The organism is Sphaerochaeta sp., assembly GCF_050256055.1.
GTDB lineage: Bacteria > Spirochaetota > Spirochaetia > Sphaerochaetales > Sphaerochaetaceae > Sphaerochaeta.
Map to the genome: position 1 here is coordinate 1 of NZ_JBFWIJ010000018.1, position 18,322 is coordinate 18,322.

The 18,322-nt window shown below is 52.6% G+C and carries 19 protein-coding genes; 13 read left to right on the top strand and 6 right to left on the bottom strand.

Annotated elements, in window-relative coordinates:
* Positions 1-498, top strand: a 498-nt coding sequence (locus tag AB7C91_RS08350) for a GNAT family N-acetyltransferase (RefSeq protein WP_428590544.1), incomplete at its 5' end; no start/stop codon positions are given.
* Positions 474-1,442 (top strand): NAD(P)H-dependent glycerol-3-phosphate dehydrogenase, encoded by a 969-nt coding sequence (locus tag AB7C91_RS08355; protein WP_332446045.1) that lies wholly within the window; start codon positions 474-476, stop codon positions 1,440-1,442. The genes AB7C91_RS08350 and AB7C91_RS08355, both read left to right, overlap by 25 nt.
* A 268-nt stretch (positions 1,443-1,710) precedes the next feature.
* Here the strand turns inward: AB7C91_RS08355 and AB7C91_RS08360 are convergent, their stop codons facing one another.
* Genes AB7C91_RS08360 through yedE form a run of 3 tightly spaced genes read right to left on the bottom strand, consistent with a single transcriptional unit; the run spans position 1,711 to position 3,240 of the window.
* Positions 1,711-1,968: a DUF3343 domain-containing protein gene (locus tag AB7C91_RS08360; protein ID WP_428590548.1), complete on the bottom strand. Its 258-nt coding sequence runs from the start codon at positions 1,966-1,968 to the stop codon at positions 1,711-1,713.
* Positions 1,965-2,171 carry a sulfurtransferase TusA family protein gene (locus tag AB7C91_RS08365; RefSeq protein WP_332446043.1) on the bottom strand — a complete coding sequence of 69 codons (207 nt, stop codon included), beginning with the start codon at positions 2,169-2,171 and terminating at the stop codon, positions 1,965-1,967. Before AB7C91_RS08365 ends, AB7C91_RS08360 begins: the two co-directional genes overlap by 4 nt.
* On the bottom strand, positions 2,161-3,240 hold the full coding sequence (gene yedE, locus AB7C91_RS08370) for a YedE family putative selenium transporter (RefSeq protein ID WP_428590552.1): 1,080 nt from the start codon (positions 3,238-3,240) through the stop codon (positions 2,161-2,163). The genes AB7C91_RS08365 and yedE overlap by 11 nt, the downstream gene beginning before the upstream one ends.
* Positions 3,241-3,326: 86 nt before the next feature.
* On the opposite strand from yedE, the gene AB7C91_RS08375 reads away from it, so the two are divergent.
* Positions 3,327-4,478 carry an aminotransferase class V-fold PLP-dependent enzyme gene (locus tag AB7C91_RS08375; protein ID WP_428590555.1) on the top strand — a complete coding sequence of 384 codons (1,152 nt, stop codon included), beginning with the start codon at positions 3,327-3,329 and terminating at the stop codon, positions 4,476-4,478.
* 426 nt (positions 4,479-4,904) lie between these two features.
* Here the strand turns inward: AB7C91_RS08375 and AB7C91_RS08380 are convergent, their stop codons facing one another.
* The 3 genes from AB7C91_RS08380 to AB7C91_RS08390 are packed head-to-tail and all read right to left on the bottom strand — an operon-like array spanning position 4,905 to position 7,187.
* Complete coding sequence (locus AB7C91_RS08380) at positions 4,905-5,627, bottom strand: SIMPL domain-containing protein (protein ID WP_428590558.1); 723 nt, start codon at positions 5,625-5,627, stop codon at positions 4,905-4,907.
* 4 nt (positions 5,628-5,631) lie between these two features.
* The gene (locus AB7C91_RS08385) at positions 5,632-6,252 is read right to left on the bottom strand and encodes an NUDIX hydrolase (protein ID WP_332446039.1); all 621 of its coding nucleotides are present in this window, start codon (positions 6,250-6,252) and stop codon (positions 5,632-5,634) included.
* Positions 6,253-6,254: 2 nt separating this feature from the next.
* Positions 6,255-7,187 carry an Mrp/NBP35 family ATP-binding protein gene (locus AB7C91_RS08390; protein ID WP_332446038.1) on the bottom strand — a complete coding sequence of 311 codons (933 nt, stop codon included), beginning with the start codon at positions 7,185-7,187 and terminating at the stop codon, positions 6,255-6,257.
* A 387-nt stretch (positions 7,188-7,574) separates the two neighbouring features.
* On the opposite strand from AB7C91_RS08390, the gene AB7C91_RS08395 reads away from it, so the two are divergent.
* From AB7C91_RS08395 to AB7C91_RS08440, 10 genes are all read left to right on the top strand, one after another.
* Entirely contained in the window at positions 7,575-7,853 is a 279-nt protein-coding gene (locus AB7C91_RS08395) for an OadG family protein (protein ID WP_332446037.1), read from the top strand.
* Between the two features lie 25 nt (positions 7,854-7,878).
* On the top strand, positions 7,879-9,711 hold the full coding sequence (locus AB7C91_RS08400) for a biotin/lipoyl-containing protein (RefSeq protein ID WP_332446036.1): 1,833 nt from the start codon (positions 7,879-7,881) through the stop codon (positions 9,709-9,711).
* 15 nt (positions 9,712-9,726) lie between these two features.
* Entirely contained in the window at positions 9,727-10,923 is a 1,197-nt protein-coding gene (locus AB7C91_RS08405; RefSeq protein ID WP_332446035.1) for a sodium ion-translocating decarboxylase subunit beta, read from the top strand.
* Positions 10,924-11,021: 98 nt separating this feature from the next.
* A complete protein-coding gene (locus tag AB7C91_RS08410; RefSeq protein ID WP_428590563.1) occupies positions 11,022-11,948 on the top strand; it encodes an alpha/beta hydrolase in 927 nt (308 codons plus the stop codon).
* The gene (locus tag AB7C91_RS08415) at positions 11,935-12,420 is read left to right on the top strand and encodes a dCMP deaminase family protein (protein WP_332446033.1); all 486 of its coding nucleotides are present in this window, start codon (positions 11,935-11,937) and stop codon (positions 12,418-12,420) included. Before AB7C91_RS08410 ends, AB7C91_RS08415 begins: the two co-directional genes overlap by 14 nt.
* The gene (locus tag AB7C91_RS08420; protein WP_428590566.1) at positions 12,417-13,316 is read left to right on the top strand and encodes a 1-phosphofructokinase family hexose kinase; all 900 of its coding nucleotides are present in this window, start codon (positions 12,417-12,419) and stop codon (positions 13,314-13,316) included. Before AB7C91_RS08415 ends, AB7C91_RS08420 begins: the two co-directional genes overlap by 4 nt.
* Before the next feature lie 242 nt (positions 13,317-13,558).
* Positions 13,559-14,593 (top strand): BMP family protein, encoded by a 1,035-nt coding sequence (locus tag AB7C91_RS08425; protein ID WP_332446031.1) that lies wholly within the window; start codon positions 13,559-13,561, stop codon positions 14,591-14,593.
* Positions 14,594-14,668: 75 nt separating this feature from the next.
* Positions 14,669-16,207: an ABC transporter ATP-binding protein gene (locus tag AB7C91_RS08430; protein WP_332446030.1), complete on the top strand. Its 1,539-nt coding sequence runs from the start codon at positions 14,669-14,671 to the stop codon at positions 16,205-16,207.
* Positions 16,191-17,294 carry an ABC transporter permease gene (locus tag AB7C91_RS08435; RefSeq protein WP_332446029.1) on the top strand — a complete coding sequence of 368 codons (1,104 nt, stop codon included), beginning with the start codon at positions 16,191-16,193 and terminating at the stop codon, positions 17,292-17,294. Before AB7C91_RS08430 ends, AB7C91_RS08435 begins: the two co-directional genes overlap by 17 nt.
* A complete protein-coding gene (locus tag AB7C91_RS08440) occupies positions 17,291-18,235 on the top strand; it encodes an ABC transporter permease (protein WP_332446028.1) in 945 nt (314 codons plus the stop codon). Before AB7C91_RS08435 ends, AB7C91_RS08440 begins: the two co-directional genes overlap by 4 nt.
* Positions 18,236-18,322 lie beyond the last annotated feature (87 nt).

Here is an 18,322-nt window from a genome sequence, read left to right on the forward strand (position 1 = left end):
CCGCTTGTCGTTATTATGGACAGAATGGAACGAACTGTCATCCTTCTTGAAGCTGGATCAGCAAGCCTGAAAACCTACCTCCCCTCCTGCCAAGAGGTGCGCCGCATCGTGTTCGTACAAGGACAGGGAGTGAGTGAATCGATTGATTTCGACGGGAAGGATGAAACGTGCGATCACCTTCTGCTCCTGATCGACCGTGAACCGGTAGGGACTTTGAGAATACGGAAAACCGAGGAAGGGACCAAGTTGGAACGGATAGCCATCCTTCCGTCTTTTCGGAAGCAGGGTTTGGGCGAACTGATGGTTCGCTGTGCCCTCAGCATGGTTTCAGGTCCTTTGTACATCCACGCCCAGGTTCGAAGCATGGGCTTCTATGAACGCCTGGGATTCATTGTCCAAGACCCTTCCGTCTTTTTCGAAGCTGACATTCCCCATAAAACCATGATTTGGCCGCATGGCCAAGGAGAACAGCCTTGCAACATTATAAGACCATCGTAATCGCCGGCGCCGGTGTGTTCGGCACCGCCATGGCGGAACGACTTTCCTGGAATACCACCAATACCGTCATCCTCTGGTCCATTGAGGAGGAAGTGGTTGATGACATCAACAAGAACCACCGCAACACCAAGTATTTTCCCACCCATTTTTTGAATACCAGCATCAGGGCGACGACCGACAAGCAGATCTTCCGTCATGCAGACTGCATTTTGTTGGTCATTCCTTCCAAGGTGATCGTGCCGTTCACCGAGGAAATCAAGAGCCTAACCAAGAGCTCCTGCATGGTCATCAATCTGGCCAAGGGAATGAGCGACGACGGAGCGTTCATCACCGAGCAAATCCCGTTTTCCCATACAGCCAGCATGAAAGGCCCCACCTTTGCCATCGAGGTGCTGCACGGCCTTCCCTCCTCCTTCACCTTTGGAGGCAAACGGGAAGACTATGAGGTATTCAAGCACGAAGTACTCAAGGACACCGGTCTGTATCTGGATTATACGTCCGATATCCGTTCGGTGGAGTTGATGAGCATCCTCAAGAATATGTATGCCATCGCCATAGGCTTGGTGAGCGGACGGTTCAATTCACCCAACGTCGACTTTTTGATCTATACCAAGGCGGTCGGTGAGATGCGCCGCTTCCTCTCGCTCTTCGAGTGCGATACCGAAACCATTTTCTGTTATTGCGGACTCGGAGATCTCGGGCTTACCAGCCTCAACGACCTGTCGCGCAACCGTACCCTGGGCTTGTTGATGGGAAAAGGGTTTTCCATCGAAAACAGCGGTGGATCGGCCACCGTCATCGAAGGCAGCAGAACTGTAAAGCTGATGGGTGAGATGACCCGGGAAAAAGGGGTGGCCGATTCATTCCCCTTGGTCCAGGCGCTGTACCGCATCATGTATGAAGGCGCAAGTCTGAACGACTATATGGCATCGGTGTTTGCATAACGGAAGATACCGGTCGATCTTTACCGCTCCTGTATGCCAGGCAACCAATCATGACTCCATATGGGATACGCCAACCCGGTCATCAAAGTCTATCACAGCTCATATCAAGAGGATCTTCCCTCTCGATATGAGCCGGAAAGGAATAATCGTCACACAGATAATCCAAAGATCCTGACACAACTATTCTTTCCTAGAACAGCCTGGTCCTTGTATGCTGATGCGAGAAACCATGATGAACGAATTCTCTTGTGGTTTCCCAAACGTCCGATTACTGCATTCTGGATGATTCGTCGGTCTGGAAGATCACCTCATATCCCGTATCGGTGACTTTGTAGATGATCTCCAGATCCTTCATGACAAATCCAGTATCCCAACCATCTCCTGAAAAATGGGCACAGGTACCGCAGGAAGAAGAGAGAAACCTTGGTACCGGTGCCAATCTGCAAGGAATGTGGTTTTTCTTTGCAAGCTTGAGAAATTGCACCGCCCCATACTGACTAAAGAACGTGGCGATGAAATGGTTCATAGTTTCTGCAAATCCAATTTCCAACCATAATCGGTGACATTCACTACGACATCGTATTGCATCGCTTTGGCAAAACGACTCACATTTTCCTTGGCTGCTATGTTGTCAACAAGAACTGACAGGCCCGCCACTTTCTTGTCGATGACTTTCTTGGTTTCAAGAACCGGTTGCGGACAGGATAATCCCCGTGCATCAATTTCCATATACTACCCCCTTCTTCTGGATTTGGATGACCACCAATGCAATTGTTGTGATCACGATAAAACCGAGAATGGTTGCAATTCTGCCACCGACCGTTGGCCCTTGCGTGGAAGAAGCAAGACCAAAATTGTGAGACATTGCGGCTCCTGCCAGCATTCCAAGTACACTCATGGCACTATCACTGTTTCCTTCCCCTGCCAGAATCGTCTGTCTGAGAGGACAACCACCAAGCAGCACAGACCCATAGCCAACCAAGGCCATCCCCAGAAAATTCCACACCCAATTGGTATGGGCGACACTCTGTCCGACAAACCCAAATTTGAAGAGTCCTGTTGCGAGGTTCATTACCAATGCTGCGACAAATACCATAACCAATCCGATCAGCAAGGTTGTGTCCCGAAACAAGAATACATCCCGGATGCCTCCAGCCATACAGAAGCGATTACGTTGAGCAAGAGATCCTACAATCAAACCCCCAGCCAGAGAGAGAATAATCGGAGCCCGCAAGCTGCCAGGACCGGAAGTACTGAACTTGAGCAGAGAGGGAATAAAAATCAGTATCAACAGGAGTACGAAGAAGACAATGCTGATTGCACCTCCTTCAATCGGAGACTGTTTGATGCTCCGCCCGAGGGTGAACCCCCGATTCAGCAACAACGAACCTGCAATGATTCCTGCAATGAACCCAAACAGTGCAACCAATGCATTCAGGTCCCCCCCGGCAAGCCGGAGTATCATCCTGAACGGACACCCCAGGAACACCAATGCCCCAATCATCACGAAGAAAGAAATGACAAAGCGCAAGACTGGGCTGGATCCCCCTCTTGGCTTAAACTCCTTGCGGGCCATGCTGATGAGCAAGGAGCCAAGAAGCAATCCGATGATTTCAGGCCTTGCATACTGAACCGCTGCAGCACTGTGCAAAGAAAGCGAACCGGCAATATCCCGATAGAAACAGGCAATACAGAACCCCATGTTCGTGGGATTCCCGAACAGAACCAGAGCTACGGAAATTATTCCCGTAATCGTTCCGGCAATAGCAAGCGATTTCTTTTCCTTTAGGATGTCCATAATCCCCCCTTATGGGTATAGATTGTAACCGTTGTGTATTTGAAAATACAATGGGAATTTCAACTTTTTTATGATAGGCTTGCAGTATGAAGACCATATACTTGGACAACGGGGCCACTTCATGGCCCAAGGCTCCGCCTGTTGCATCTGCAATGTTGACATTCATCACCGACCACGCGGTCAACATCGGAAGAGGCGGATATGACCGCGCATACGAAACTGCCGGACTCATTGATGAATGCAGGGATAAACTGGGAACATTTTTCGGGGCTTCCAACAGTCGTAACGTCACCTTCACGCTCAATGTTACGCACGCACTGAACACACTCATTGCAGGATTGTTTACCACTGACGACCATGTACTGGTCAGCGGGATGGAACACAATGCAGTCATGCGGCCGCTCACTCGTCTGGGCATTCCGTATTCCATCATTCCGTGCAACCAAGAAGGGAAGGTACAACTTGAATACATACCTTCGCTCGTCAATAGGAAAACCAAAGCCATCATCATGACCCAAGCGTCCAATGTCACCGGCACCATCCAGCCGGTACAGGAAGCTGCCTTCATAGCCAAGCAATATGGATTACTGATTCTGATAGATGCCGCCCAATTACCCCTATCAAGTACGCTTTCCATACATGAAGATGGTCTTGATGCAATCGCGTTCACCGGCCACAAAAGCCTGCTCGGGCCCCAAGGAGTCGGCGGATTGGTTCTCTCAGATCAACTGGCGCATCTACTTAAACCCTGGGCATGCGGAGGTACGGGAAGTAAAAGCGACCTGCTCGAGATGCCTGAGTTTCTTCCCGATAAATTCGAGGCAGGAACGCAGAATCTTCCGGGAATCATTGGTCTTTCGGCTGCTTTGGACTATATCCAAGAAAACAAGGAATCAATCATCAAGACTGAACACTCCCTAACCCAGTCATTATTAACCTACTTCCTCTCAGATTCACGCATGCAAGTCGTTGGTCCCAAGAATATGGTTGCACGTACGAGTGTAATCAGCGTTGATCTTCCTTCCTTGGACAACGCCCAGTTTGCTGATGCACTGTTTTTGGATGCCGGGATTGAAACAAGGGTCGGACTTCACTGTGCCCCCATAGCGCACAGGACAATAGGTACATTCCCCCGGGGAACCGTACGTTTCAGCCTTGGGCATGCAACTACTGAACAGGAAATCCTGACGACCATTGAGTCATGCAAACGGGTGCTCGATACGCTGCATGCCGAATAAGCAGAATACAAAAGGAACCCATGATGGGTATCATATGAGCACAGAAGAACGCACCGGGGCGAATTACACCAGCGGTTGTGCAACGAAAGCATCAGCATTGTTGCATCAAGTATTGGACAGCCTTCCTATCCTGCACAAAGCTGATGTGTTGGATCAGAGGCCCTACACAGAAATTGATTTGAGCCAAAAAAAAACTCCCTCAAGCTTGCACCCTTGAAGGAGTTCCGCTATAGCGCGGGTCTGTCCCATTCGTTACCTCAGAACTGAGGGGGAAAAAACGAGCAGGACGTACGGTGGGAGGATTCATGACATAAGTCTTTCGCCCATCCGTTCGGACATATACACTATAACAGTAAATAATGTTTCTGTTAAGCCCTTTTTCCGAAAAAGTCTAATTTCTTATACAAAATACAGATAAGCATATTTTCACCGTGATTTCCCATACATTTGGAATACCATGGAGACCGAAGACGTAACTTCCATGCTTCCAGTAGGAATTTCGGTAGCCATGACATATGCGGCGTCATTTGCCAGAGCCATTTTCGGTCGTGGGCTATACGGATTGGAAGCAGTCGAATATTCACTGATGGTAATCGGTTCAGCTACGACCATACCCGCTTCCCGGGCATACAGGGATGCCTTGTCCCGTGCATTCTGCACCGCTTGGGCCCTGGCTTGCTCCAGCGCCTCACGCTTGTCTTCCTTATCCAGGTTGACGGAATTCAGATAGATGCCGCTGACCTGACCCATCTGGTCGATCACCGACCCTAGATCGGAAAGATTGCGGTAGGTCACCGTCAGGCTCTGGCTGGCAACCTGACCGTTGAGAATCTGCTTGCCGTCAATCCAATCGTAACTGGGCCGCAGGCTGACCATCGTGGTCTTGATATCCTTCTCTGCAACGTTGTGGGTGCGCAGCACCGAAAGCAACTGGGCCATCTTCTCATTGGCCAGCTGCTGGGCTTCGCTGGTCGTCTTACCCAGCTCCGACACCTCGATGGAGAATGATGCGATATCGGGCGTCAGCTTCACTGAGGCGGAAGCCGACACCTCGATCGTCCGAACCACATCCTGGGTGGACATGCAAGACGTGAAAAGCAGGGAGGAAACCACCAATACGATACCGATTACCAGACGAATTCGTTTCATTGCATTACTCCTTCTGCGTGGCGATCAAAGAAGGTCGCTTTCGGGCTTCCCTGAGGAAAAATCCCAAGGCGATCATCATGATGCCGTTATCATAGATGCCCGTACCCATCTGCTCCACCACCGTTGCAACCGGAACGGAAAGCACTTCCAGCTGCTCGTTGGCATCCAGCGCCTGAGAATGGACATGTTCTGCCCTTTCAGCAAGATAAAAATAGGAACGATTGGTCATGAATGCAGAATTGGGACTTACATTTCCCAACTCAGTCAAGCGTTGTACGGCCAGACCGGTTTCTTCCTGCAGCTCACGAAGCGCAGCATTACGCGGCAGTTCACCCTTTTCCACCACCCCTGCGGGAAATTCGCGGGTGATGGTGGCAGAGCCATGGCGGAACTGCTCCACCATGACAAAATGGGGAACTCCGTTCGCATCCCTGAACCAAGGAATGACCGTGACCCAATTGGGGCTTTCCACCTCGATGAAGACCGATTGTCTTCCATCGCTGCTTGCCCGATCGATCGTACACACATCGAAGATGGGACCGTGGAACACCGTCTTTCGGGTACCTGATTTCCAAATCAGATGGTCGTTGGTCTTCCCAGAATCCTGGGCGAACGGATCAAACATGCTCAGTCTCCTTTGCGTGAGGCACATGCAGAGCTGCCACAGGTGCTGCATGCCGAGGGGGCACAGGAAGCGGTCCCCGCAAAATCGGTACTCCGGTGGGATGACACCGCCGTACCACTGTTGATCAAGCGTGCTATCTGCTTCATAGCCACAGAAGAAGGACTGTCGGGATTGGTGTGCAGATAACTCTTGCCTGCATCCTCAGCCTCCATCAAGGGTACCTCAAGCGGAACCCTTCCCAAGAAGGGTACGCTCATGTCCTGGGCCATCTTCTTGCCGCCGCCGATCCCGAAAATGGGAATCTCGGTGCTGCAGTGGGGACAGATCAAACCACTCATGTTCTCCACGACCCCAAGGATTGCAACTCCCATCTTGCGGGAGAAGTTCACACTGCGCCGGGCATCAAGAATGGCGACTTCCTGGGGAGTGGTCACAATGATGGTCCCGGTCAATTCAGGAATGGTCTGACAAACGGTAAGCTGTTCATCTCCGGTTCCCGGAGGAGAATCGATCAACAGATAATCCAATTCCCCCCAATCGGCCTGTGCAAGAAACTGACGGATGGCGGCCATCTTCATCGGACCTCGCCAGACGATCGGGCTGTCCCGGTCGGGAATGGCGAATGCCAGGCTCATCACTTTCAAACCGGGTCGTGCTTCGACCGGATAGAAGGTATCGCCGCCATCCTCGGTGGTCAGGATTCCCGCCTCGCAGCCAAGCATCTTCGCTACGTTCGGGCCGTGCAGGTCGGTATCCAGAACGCCGACGGTACAGCCGCTGTCAACCAAGGCATTCGCCAGATTGACCGTGACGGTGGTCTTTCCCACCCCGCCTTTTCCGCTCATGATCAGAATTTTCCGTCCGATCTTATCCATATGGTTCCTGATCGCCTTATCCTCGGCGATCCGTTGTGCAAAATCAACACCTTCAGACATCGATTGTTCTTTCTCCTTGGGCATATCAGCCATCCGGTACCATACGACAAAGCGTAAAAACAGACAAGATAAGGACAAGAAAAGCGCTCTTTGCGGTCTGGGTTGGGATCGAGTTTTCGTACTATACCAAGAGCACCCCAATTTGTTGAAAGTTACATACAAGACGCGGAAAAACGAACACAACTGCTTAAGACAGCTGAAAAAACCTGAATCGCCCGCCTCTAAGAAATTGAGGGGTAACGCATTGATTTGCTTTCCGGACTGAAAGATACCATAATCTTTTGTATTGGAATTACTTGAAACATCCATGGGTATTCCGATATACTTGGTCGAGTGTGTCTCTCGCAGTCTTGGACTGCGGTCACGATAAAAGTATTAGGAGTTCGTATGGTATTCTTAGCGCAACTACCGAAAGAGCAACTTATTACCCAGCTGGAGAACGGAGTCATCCTGATGCTCCTGGGCATGGGAACGGTGTTTGTGTTTCTTACGTTGCTGGTGTTCCTTTCCAAAGGGATGAGTGCCCTTGTCAAGAAATTCGCACCTCAGAAACCTGCTACCGTCGTTAGCAGCCACCCAGCTGCCACCTCTTCTGCAGTACCCTCCGTAAGCGAGGGAGAAATTGCTGCAGCTATTGTGGCCGCGTTCGCCAAGTCGAAAGAATAAGTAACCACCCGGAGGTCATTCTCAAATGAAAAAGCAAGTCAAGTTCATGTGCACCGCGTTCCGTGACGGATTCCAGTCTGTATATGGAGCACGTGTGTTCACCAAGGATTTCATGCCCGCAGTTGCTGCTGCCCGCGAGGCCGGCATCACCCACTTCGAAGCCGGCGGCGGCGCCCGCTTCCAGTCACTGTACTTCTATTCCAATGAAGACGCCTTCGAAATGATGGACGAATTCCGTAAGGTAGCCGGTCCTGATGCGGATCTGCAGACCCTCTCCCGTGGTGTAAACGTAGTCGGTCTCGACTCCCAGCCGCGCGATGTCATCAAGTTGCATGCCAAGCTCTTCAAGAAGCACGGTATTTCCACCATCCGCAATTTCGATGCCCTCAATGACGTCAACAATCTGATCGACAGCGGCAAAGCCATTGTGGATGCAGGGCTTCGCCATGAAGTGGTCGTCACCATGATGAGCCTGCCTCCCAACACCGTCGGCGCCCACGATCCCGATTTCTATGAAGCCACACTGAAGCAGATCATGGATGCAGGCATTGAATTCCAATCCGTCTGTTTCAAGGACGCAAGCGGAACCTCCACCCCGGCCTATGTGCATGAAACCATCAAACGCGCACGCAAGCTCTTGGGCAAGGACATGAACATTGTATTCCACAGCCATGACACTGCCGGTGTTTGCATCCAGCAGTACGTCAGTGCGCTTGACGCCGGAGCAAACCAGGTTGACCTGTCCATGATGCCGGTTTCCGGCGGTACCTGTCAGCCGGACATCATCACCATGTGGCATGCACTGCGCAATACCGACTATGATCTGGGCATCGACATCAAGAAAATCCGCGAAGCGGAAGCCGTATTCCAGGATTGCATGAAAGACTACATCGTTCCCCCCGAAGCCATGACGGTCAACCCGGAGATCCCGTTCTCCCCGCTTCCCGGCGGCGCCTTGACGGCAAACACCCAGATGCTCAGGGACAACAACATGATGGACAAGTATCCTGCCATCGTCGAAGCCATGGCCGAGACGGTAGCCAAGGGTGGATACGGCACCTCCGTCACCCCGGTTTCGCAGTTCTACTTCCAGCAGGCCTTCAACAACGTCATGTTCGGACCTTGGAAGAAGATTGCTGAAGGGTACGGCAAGATGGTCCTCGGCTATTTCGGAAAGACTCCGGTTGCTCCCGATCCAGAGGTCGTGAAAGCCTGCGCAGAACAATTGAAACTCGAACCCACCACCAAGAAGGTTGTGGACATCAATGACGCCGATCCCAAAAAGGGTGTCGCCGTAGCAAAAGCCATGTTGGAGAAGGAAGGACTGCCTCTTACCGATGAGAATATCTTCATTGCTGCTTCCTGCAAGGAAAAGGGTATCCTGTATCTTACCGGCAAAGCTCAGGTGAACGGCATCTACAAGATTGACCGCGAAGAGGAAGCCGCCAAGAAGAAGGGCGAATATACCGTCACGGTAAACGGTAAGGCCTACGGCATCAAGCTGGGCAAGGACAATGCCACCGTCAACGGCGTAAGCTATCCTCTGAACGTTGGCTTTGGGATCGACCAGAAGGCCATCGACGCAACCCAGTCGGTCGCATCTCAGGCTCCTGCTGCCGCTGCTGCTGTTGCACCCTCCCACGAGGCGGTATCGGTAAAGGCTCCGATGCCCGGTCTTGTGCTTCGCATTGAAGTCAAGGAAGGACAGAAAGTTGCCAAGAATCAGAAGGTCATGGTCATGGAAGCCATGAAAATGGAGAACGAGATCTTCGCACCCTGTGATGGCGTAGTAACCAAGATCTGTGTCAGCCAGGGCCAGCAGATGCAGAGTGATGACGAATTGCTCGTCATCGCGTAAAGGAGACATTCTGGTATGATTGCTTCTGCGTTTAATCAGCTCTGGCAGTCCACAGGACTGTTCGGATTCCTAGGGCTGGCCGAAGGGTTCGGCATCGGGAATTTCCTGATGATACTGATCGGCTTTGTCCTCTTGTATCTTGCCATCAAGAAGGGTTTCGAACCCCTCTTGCTCGTCCCGATTGGATTCGGATGCATCCTCTCGAACATTCCGCTTGGTTTTATTGCCGGCGTCGACCCCAATACCGGCGACCCGGGATTCATCAAGCTCCTGTTCGACATGGGTATTGCCTCCGGTCTCTTCCCGATCCTGATCTTCATGGGCGTAGGCGCCATGACGGACTTCGGCCCGCTCATCGCCAATCCCAAGACCCTGATTCTCGGTGCAGCAGCTCAGTTCGGCATTTTCGTCGCTCTGCTTGGTGCACTGGCTCTCAGCTTCATCCCGGGGATCAACTTCAACCTCCATGCAGCCGCATCCATCGGCATCATCGGTGGTGCCGACGGCCCTACGGCCATCTATGTAACCAGCCGACTTGCCCCGGATCTGCTGGGTCCCATTGCCGTTGCAGCATACAGCTACATGGCTCTGGTCCCCATCATCCAACCCCCGATCATGCGTGCCTTGACCACCAAGGAAGAGCGGATGATCAAAATGCAGCAGCTTCGTCCGGTTTCCAAGCTTGAGAAGATATTCTTCCCGATCACCGTTCTGACCACCTGTGCCATCCTGCTTCCCTCCGCCACCCCGCTCATCGGTTCGTTGATGTTCGGCAATCTGGCCAAGGAATGCGGCGTGGTAAACAGGCTGTCCGACACAATGCAGAATGCACTGATGAATATCGTCACCATCTTCCTCGGTCTTTCCGTAGGATCGAAGATGGAGGCCTCACACTTCCTCAACCTCAATACCTTGGGCATCCTGTTCCTCGGTATGATCGCATTCTCCATTGGTACCGGTGCCGGTGTCTTGATCGCCAAGATCATGAACAAGCTCGATCCCAAGCACCCGGTCAATCCCCTGATCGGAAGCGCAGGCGTCTCGGCTGTACCGATGGCCGCCCGTGTTTCCAGCAAGGTCGGCCAGGAATCCGATCCCCAGAACTTCCTGCTCATGCACGCCATGGGTCCGAACGTTGCCGGGGTAATCGGTTCGGCCGTAGCCGCCGGTGTTCTGCTGGCCGTTGTTCCCTTTATGGAAACACTGCTCTAGGCAAACCTGTTCACCTATTCCCAGGACCCGTTTTCGGGTCCTGGTTTTCTTTCCCCTTTTCTTTGGCTACGCTCTCGGCTATAGTGGGGAGTATGTGGATGATCATCATACTCCTATGCATACTCTTCATACTGTGGAACACCACGTTGTTCGGGTATCGCGACAAACGGACCGAACCGCTGGAAGTCGATGAATCGAAGACGTTTTGCGATGATGCAAAGAGCATCATCTACCAAAACCATTCCGATACGGCGATATTGCTCGTCCATGGGTTCCCCTCCACCCCATCCATCTATTATTACAGCGCCAAGCGCTTTTCTGAAGCGGGCATGGATGTGTATGCGCCGTTGCTTCCCGGTTTCGGTACCGATCCAAAGGCGTTCGTATATACCACGTTCACCCAATGGTTTGCCTATCTCTGTACCTATTACGAGCAGCTGCGCATCCGCTATGCAAAGCTGTACGTGTTGGGTACCAGCATGGGAGGAATGATGACGCTCAAACTCGGGCAGACCTACTGCTCGACCGACTTGGCCCCGGACAAACTGGTTACCATCGCAGCCCCCGTAGTCTACAACAGCATCAAGGATGGTATCTTCACCGATGCACGCCAATATGCAGCCAGGACCCTTGCGTTGTTTACACCAGCCATACAGGCAAGGACAATCCAAGGCGATCCGAACGGTGAGGATGGAAGCGAATATTGGATCGGATACGGTGGTCTGTTCGTCAGGGCCGGGTTGAGCCTGGTCCACGCCATGAAACAGGTACGCCGCGACCTGCCTAAAATCACCTGCCCCTTGTTTTCCATCCATGATGTGAACGACCGTACCATCCCCTTCAAGAACCTTTCGATCATAGAGAAGGAGAACGGTAGTAGTGCATTCACCAAGCTGGTCACCCACATGGGCCCTTATAAACACAGCCACCATGCACTGCCGTTGTACCATTCCATCCAGGTTTCCCTGACACAAACGATACTTGAGTATCTAGAGGATAAGGAGAGAACACATGCCCAAACGTAAGGATTACATCAGTTGGGACGAGTATTTCATGGGCGTAGCCGTCCTCTCGTCTATGCGCAGCAAGGACCCCAGCACGCAAGTGGGAGCCTGCATTGTGAACCCCGACCACAAGATCGTAGGGGTCGGCTACAATGGGTTTCCCATCGGGGTGAGTGATGACGACATCCCTTGGGAACGCGAAGGGGACTGGCTTGACACCAAATATCCGTATGTCTGTCACGCCGAGCTGAATGCCATCCTCAACTCCATCAGCAACAGTCTCAAGGGTTGTACGCTCTATGTAGGGTTGTTTCCCTGCAACGAATGTGCAAAAGCAATCATCCAATCGGGGATCAAGGAAGTGGTATTCCTCTCCGACAAATACGCTCAAGAGGACAATACCAAGGCTTCCAAACGGATGTTCGACCAAACAGGGGTCACGTACCGACGCTTGGTTGCGAACCATCCGCTTTTGACGGTGGCGCTGACATGAGAATCCTATCCGTCTGTCTCAACCCGACCTTCCAGGTAACCATGCAGTTTTCCTCGTTCACACTCGGGGAAGTGAACCGATGCAGCGATCATTATCTCGACGCATCGGGAAAGGGGATGAACGCAGCGCGGATTCTAAGCCAGCTTGGAGAGGAAAGCGTGCTGCTCACCCATCTTGGGGGAACAAGAAAACAGGAAATGCTCGATCTTTGCAGCAAGGACAAGGTTGAGATTCTGTGGGCGGACAGCAACAGCGAGATCCGCACCTGCACCACTATCCTGGAAAACGGGAGGATGACCGAACTGGTGCAGGAGCCGTATGCCGTGGATGCCGGCACGGAGCAACCAATCCGTTCCCTCTTTTCCCAAGCCGTAGGAAGCTGTGACGGTGTGATCATCACCGGCACCCGTGCGCCGGGGTACCATACGAACCTGTATGCAGATTTCGTTGCGGAAGCGAAGCTTCAGGGCAAGTTCGTCCTGCTCGATCTGAAGGGTGCCGACCTGTTGGCCTGTCTGCCGTACAGGGTGGATGTGATCAAACCGAATCTCAGCGAGGCAGCGCATACATTCCTTGGCCTGAAGGTCGGAGAACAGGAGGATACGACCAGTCTGGAACGCCGCATCCGTCCGATCCTTGCGGATCTTCAGCGGCAATACGGAACGACGGTGGTGCTCTCCCGGGGCAATCGGGAGACCTGGGTGCAAGGACCGTCGTTCTTTACGGTACCGGTACAACAGGTTGAGGCGCTCAATCCCATCGGCTGCGGAGATGCACTGGGAGCGGCGCTTACCCGCGAGTTGATCATGGGTACAAATCTGCAACAAGCTGCACAACGTGCAACAATTGTTGCAACAATGAATGCAAAATCTATACATCCTGGAAGTATTGTCTAGTTTTTTACCGTATATCAATGGTGCAGTTACGATTTCATACTTTGCGCAATCAATAAATCTGCAACAATAAATACTATCTTTTCTCAAATTTACCACAATAAAATCACAGATAACTCAATTCCTCAAATAATGATATGTTATCTTTCAAGCAATTTCTTTTGACAGGGTTCCCGTTCTACCCCTATACTGAAAAAAGCTTGAACCCCACCATGGTGGGTCGACATTTCCAGAGGAGAACTTGTATGAAAAAGATTCTGACAATCGTGTTCTGTCTCGCGCTTGTAAGCTCTGCAATCTTTGCAGCTGGAAGCACCGAGGCCGCCCCTGCTGCCAAGGCTGACTCCAACGTGATCAAGATTGCCCTGATCATCGAAAACACCATCGACGACAAAGGATGGTGCCAGGCAATGCATGACGGCATCCTCGCTGCCCAGAAGCAGCTTCCCGGACGCATCGAGTACAGCTACACCGAAAAGATGAAGCCGGTTGACGCCGGTTCGGCAGCCCGCCAGTATGTGGCACAGGGATACAACATCATCATCGCCCATGGTGCCCAGTACAAGAACCTCATTCTGGAAATGGCGGAAGAGTATCCTGATGTAACCTTTGCATTCGGAACCAGTGCCGAAATCGGACCTGCGAATGTATTCACCTACATGCCCGAGAGTGAAGAGACCGGCTATCTGTCAGGACTCATTGCAGGCATGACCACCAAGAAGAACATCATCGGCTTGGTTGGACCTGTCGATGCGGGCGACGCAGCCCGGTACAATCGCGGCTTCGTCCTCGGCGTACAGGCGGTCAACCCGAAGGCCAAGATCATGGTCGCCCACTCCGGCTCCTTCAGCGACTTCGTCAAAGCCGGCGAGATCGCCCAGTCCCAGATCAGAAGCGGTGCCGACGTATTGACCGGCTCCAGCCAGCAGGCACTCGGTGCGCTTCGCGCTGTCGCAGACTACCGCGACCAGGACATCTGGTGGGTCGGCCAGGACATCGCTCAGATCAACATCCCCGAAGGCTACAAGGTAATCGCAGCTTCTTCCTACAACTATGCTTCGGTCATCATCGGACTGGTTGAGAAGCATGATGCCGGCATCAAGGGCGGAGAGGTCATTCCGATGAACTTCCATAACGGCGGTTTCGTCTTCGAGTTCAACCCCGCACTCAAGGACAAGTATACCGGCGCCATCGAGAACAAGGTCAACGAGGCGATTGCATCCTTCAAGGCAAAGAGCGGAACCATCAACTATACTTCGGTTGATTATACCAAGCTTTGATCCACACACCACACAGTCATGCATGCATCCTGCATGACTGTGTTCTTTTCCTGATTCCCCACGGAGGATTCCCCCATGGAACTCACAACAAAAAAAATCTCCAGTCTCAGGATGGAGCACATCACCAAGCGTTTCCCCGGCGTATTGGCAAGTGACGATATCACCCTCTCGGTAGGAGAAGGCGAAGTCCTGGCACTGGTAGGAGAGAACGGAGCTGGCAAGACCACTCTCATGAACATTCTCATGGGTCTGTACCAGCCTGATGAGGGAAGAATCCTCATCAACGGAGAGGAAATGCATTTCCGCTCCCCCAACGACGCATTCTCAGCTGGGCTCGGCATGGTGCATCAACAGTACATGCTCGTTCCCAATATGACGGTATTGGAGAACATCGCCCTCGGCTTCAAACAGGCTTGGTCAGCATTCAAACTCGATTTGCAAATGGTTCGTGACCGAATTACTGAAGTATCGAAGAAATACGGGCTCCTGGTTGATCCCGACGCATATATCTGGCAGCTCTCCGTGGGAGAGCAACAACGGGTTGAACTGGTAAAGACGCTCTGTCTTGGTGCGCGGTTCCTCATTCTCGACGAACCAACCAGCGCACTGACCCCGCAGGAAACCGATGAGTTGATCGTATTACTGAAACGGATGAGCAGTGAACTTTCCATCATTTTCATCAGCCACAAGCTGCAGGAGGTCAAGGACCTTTCCGATAAAATCGCCATCCTGCGCCATGGGGCGGTGGTCTTTGAGGGAAACACCAACGAGCACTCCCCTTCCGATATCGCCGCGCTGATGACCGGTCATGAAGTCGAACTCCCCCAGAATGAGGAAGCATCCTGTGAAGGGACACCCGTCCTTGAGATCAAGAACCTGAATGTGAAAAGCGACCGTGGTTTCCTTGCCTTGAAGGACCTGAATCTGACGATCCGCTGCGGCGAGATCATCGGACTTGCCGGGGTCTCGGGCAATGGACAGCGTGAACTTGCCGAAGTCATAAACGGCCTGCGGAAGGTGGAAAGCGGTGAGATCCTTTTCTTTGGGGAGAACATCGCCAACAAGAGCCCCCATTACATCATCGAGGCGGGCATGGGCTATATCCCCGAGGAACGGAATACCGAGGGTATCGTCCCATCCTTCTCACTTCGGGAAAACCTGATTCTCAAGGATTCGGACCGTAGCGAATTCGCCAACCACTCCTTTTTGAAGAACAAGATCATCGACAAGAACGCCAATGACCTGCGGGTGAAATTTGATATCCGAAGCCCGAACATCGCCGTGGCCGCAGGATCACTTTCCGGAGGAAACATCCAGAAGGTCATCCTTGCCCGTGAGATCTCGAGAAAACCGAAGTTTCTGATCGCCGTCTATCCCATCCGAGGATTGGACCTCGGGGCAGCAGAGTTCATCCACAAACAGCTGCTTGAGATCCGAAAGGAAGGAATCGGCATCCTGTTGGTCAGTGAGGAACTGGATGAGATCCTTGACCTGTCCGATAGGGTGGCTGTCATTTTCAAGGGACAGATCCAGAAGGTACTGGAACGCAGCGAGGCCAATCGCAGAAGCCTCGGTATTCTGATGGCAGGAGTCAAAGATGACCAAACAGTTTAGATTACTCTACAAGGTTACCATCATCATCCTGGCCATTCTGGCTGCGATGTTGATCGGATCGATCATTCTGATGACCATTGGGGCCGACGTATTGAAAACCTACCTGGTCATTCTTTTGGAGCCACTGAAAACCACCCTCCAGCTCAGTGAGGTGCTCCTCAGGGCGATACCGCTTACCATCATCGCCTTGGGCATTTCAGTGGCGTATCGCAGCGGCATCATCAATATCGGTGCGGAAGGCCAGATGGCCATGGGAATCCTGGGGACCACCGCCGTGGCCCTCGCCTTCCCTGAGCTTCCCAAGGTAGTGTTGCTGCCGATGGCCATTCTCGCCGGAGCGATCAGCGGCGGAATCTGGGGCTTCATCCCCGGATTTTTGAAAGCGAAGCTTCAGGTCAGTGAATTACTCTCCACGGTGATGCTCAACTACATTGCCGCACAGTTCTACACGTTCTTGCTCCGCGGTCCGATGCTCGACCCTGCAGAGATCAGCATGGGAAGCGGTACACCGCAATCGATGCGACTTACCAAGAACATTTGGCTTGACCGATTTTTGCATGGTACACGGTTGCATACCGGACTGTTCTTCGCACTCCTCTTGGCGTTGCTGATTTACTTCCTGCTTTGGAAGACCAGCTACGGCTACAAGATGCGGGCGGCAGGAGCAAGTTCGCGCGCCGCCCGGTACGGAGGCATCAACGTGACTTGGTATCTGGTCATCGCAATGGTCATCAGCGGTGCATTCGCAGGAATGGCAGGAGCCATTGAGATTGCAGGCGTACATCGTCGGGCCATCGAAGGGATCACTGGAGGGTATGGTTTCAGCGGAATTGTCGTCGCGCTCTTCGGAGGCCTGCATCCGGCGGGTATCATACCTGCATCCTTCTTCTTCGGTCTGTTGATCGTAGGGGCTGACATGACCCAGCGAATGGTCGGCGTCCCGGCAAACATGGTCAATGTGCTGCAGGGCGTCATCATCCTGGTCATCGTTGCCACCAAGATGATCTTGGCCGACCCCTATCTCATGGAGAAGATGTGGCGCAAATATCAGAATCTGGGCAAGAAATCCAAGGAGGTGGAAGCATGAACTTCATCGTAAACATCCTGAGTCTGGGTATTCCCTTTTCCGTCGCCCTGCTCATCGCTTCCTTGGGGGAAATGTTCAACCAACGGGCGGGTATCTTCAATCTCGGCTGTGAGGGCATCATGGCGATGGGAGCATTCCTGGGCATGTTGATCCCCTACAGCGTAGGACACGGAGCCGATACTCCGGGCATCTACAACCTCCTGGGATTGTTGGTCGCCATGGGAGTGGGGGCATTGTTCGGCTTGTTGTTCGGCTTCGTCGTCGTAACGTTCCGCGCTCCGCAGGGTATTGCGGGCATTGGACTGCAGATGTTCGGCGTCGGAACGGCAGGGACCTTGTTCCGCCATTTCATCGGTGGTACGCAATCGGTTCCCGGCATCGACAGCTTTCCGATCCCGGTCCTTTCCAAGATTCCCATCCTCGGCCCGATCTTCTTCTCACACAATGTGTTGGTATATCTTGCCTTCCTGTTCGTCCCGACCGCGTGGTACATCCTCTTCAAGACCCCCTGGGGCCTGAGGGTACGGGCTGTGGGAACCAATCCCCGGGCTGCAGACTCCATCGGCATCCAGGTGAACCGGGTACGCTTCGAAGCCTTGGCCGTCGGCGGTGCGTTGGCTGGTCTGGCAGGCGCATACCTGAGCCTGTGCCAGGCAAAAATGTTCAGCGATGAGATCATCGCCGGACGCGGCTTCATCGCCGTTGCCTTGGTTTATTTCGGTCACTGGCATCCGGTGAAGATCATGGGGGGAGCTCTCTTGTTCAGTCTGGCCCAATCCTTGCAGCTGGCCATCCAGGGACAAGGGATCAACTTCCCCTATGAGTTTGCTGTCATGCTTCCCTATGTATTGGTCATCGTGGTGCTTGCCTTCAGCAGGGAAAGCCAACTGCTCGGGCCTACCGCACTCGGTCAACCCTTCAATCGGGAAAAGCGAATCTAGTGCCTGTGAAACAAAGGCGGAGGTGTTTGTTGCGCATTTCCGCCTTTGTTATTATTTTTTCGATTTTTTATGGATTTCGCAACTTAT

Excerpts from the sequence above, each read along its gene's own strand:
- AB7C91_RS08360 (WP_428590548.1), bottom strand. The coding sequence starts at position 1,968 with ATGAACCATTTCATCGCCACGTTCTTTAGTCAGTATGGGGCGGTGCAA.
- AB7C91_RS08365 (WP_332446043.1), bottom strand. The coding sequence starts at position 2,171 with ATGGAAATTGATGCACGGGGATTATCCTGTCCGCAACCGGTTCTTGAA.
- yedE (WP_428590552.1), bottom strand. The coding sequence starts at position 3,240 with ATGGACATCCTAAAGGAAAAGAAATCGCTTGCTATTGCCGGAACGATT.
- AB7C91_RS08375 (WP_428590555.1), top strand. The coding sequence starts at position 3,327 with ATGAAGACCATATACTTGGACAACGGGGCCACTTCATGGCCCAAGGCT.
- AB7C91_RS08380 (WP_428590558.1), bottom strand. The coding sequence starts at position 5,627 with ATGAAACGAATTCGTCTGGTAATCGGTATCGTATTGGTGGTTTCCTCC.
- AB7C91_RS08385 (WP_332446039.1), bottom strand. The coding sequence starts at position 6,252 with ATGTTTGATCCGTTCGCCCAGGATTCTGGGAAGACCAACGACCATCTG.
- AB7C91_RS08390 (WP_332446038.1), bottom strand. The coding sequence starts at position 7,187 with ATGTCTGAAGGTGTTGATTTTGCACAACGGATCGCCGAGGATAAGGCG.
- AB7C91_RS08395 (WP_332446037.1), top strand. The coding sequence starts at position 7,575 with ATGGTATTCTTAGCGCAACTACCGAAAGAGCAACTTATTACCCAGCTG.
- AB7C91_RS08400 (WP_332446036.1), top strand. The coding sequence starts at position 7,879 with ATGAAAAAGCAAGTCAAGTTCATGTGCACCGCGTTCCGTGACGGATTC.
- AB7C91_RS08405 (WP_332446035.1), top strand. The coding sequence starts at position 9,727 with ATGATTGCTTCTGCGTTTAATCAGCTCTGGCAGTCCACAGGACTGTTC.
- AB7C91_RS08410 (WP_428590563.1), top strand. The coding sequence starts at position 11,022 with ATGATCATCATACTCCTATGCATACTCTTCATACTGTGGAACACCACG.
- AB7C91_RS08415 (WP_332446033.1), top strand. The coding sequence starts at position 11,935 with ATGCCCAAACGTAAGGATTACATCAGTTGGGACGAGTATTTCATGGGC.
- AB7C91_RS08420 (WP_428590566.1), top strand. The coding sequence starts at position 12,417 with ATGAGAATCCTATCCGTCTGTCTCAACCCGACCTTCCAGGTAACCATG.
- AB7C91_RS08425 (WP_332446031.1), top strand. The coding sequence starts at position 13,559 with ATGAAAAAGATTCTGACAATCGTGTTCTGTCTCGCGCTTGTAAGCTCT.
- AB7C91_RS08430 (WP_332446030.1), top strand. The coding sequence starts at position 14,669 with ATGGAACTCACAACAAAAAAAATCTCCAGTCTCAGGATGGAGCACATC.
- AB7C91_RS08435 (WP_332446029.1), top strand. The coding sequence starts at position 16,191 with ATGACCAAACAGTTTAGATTACTCTACAAGGTTACCATCATCATCCTG.
- AB7C91_RS08440 (WP_332446028.1), top strand. The coding sequence starts at position 17,291 with ATGAACTTCATCGTAAACATCCTGAGTCTGGGTATTCCCTTTTCCGTC.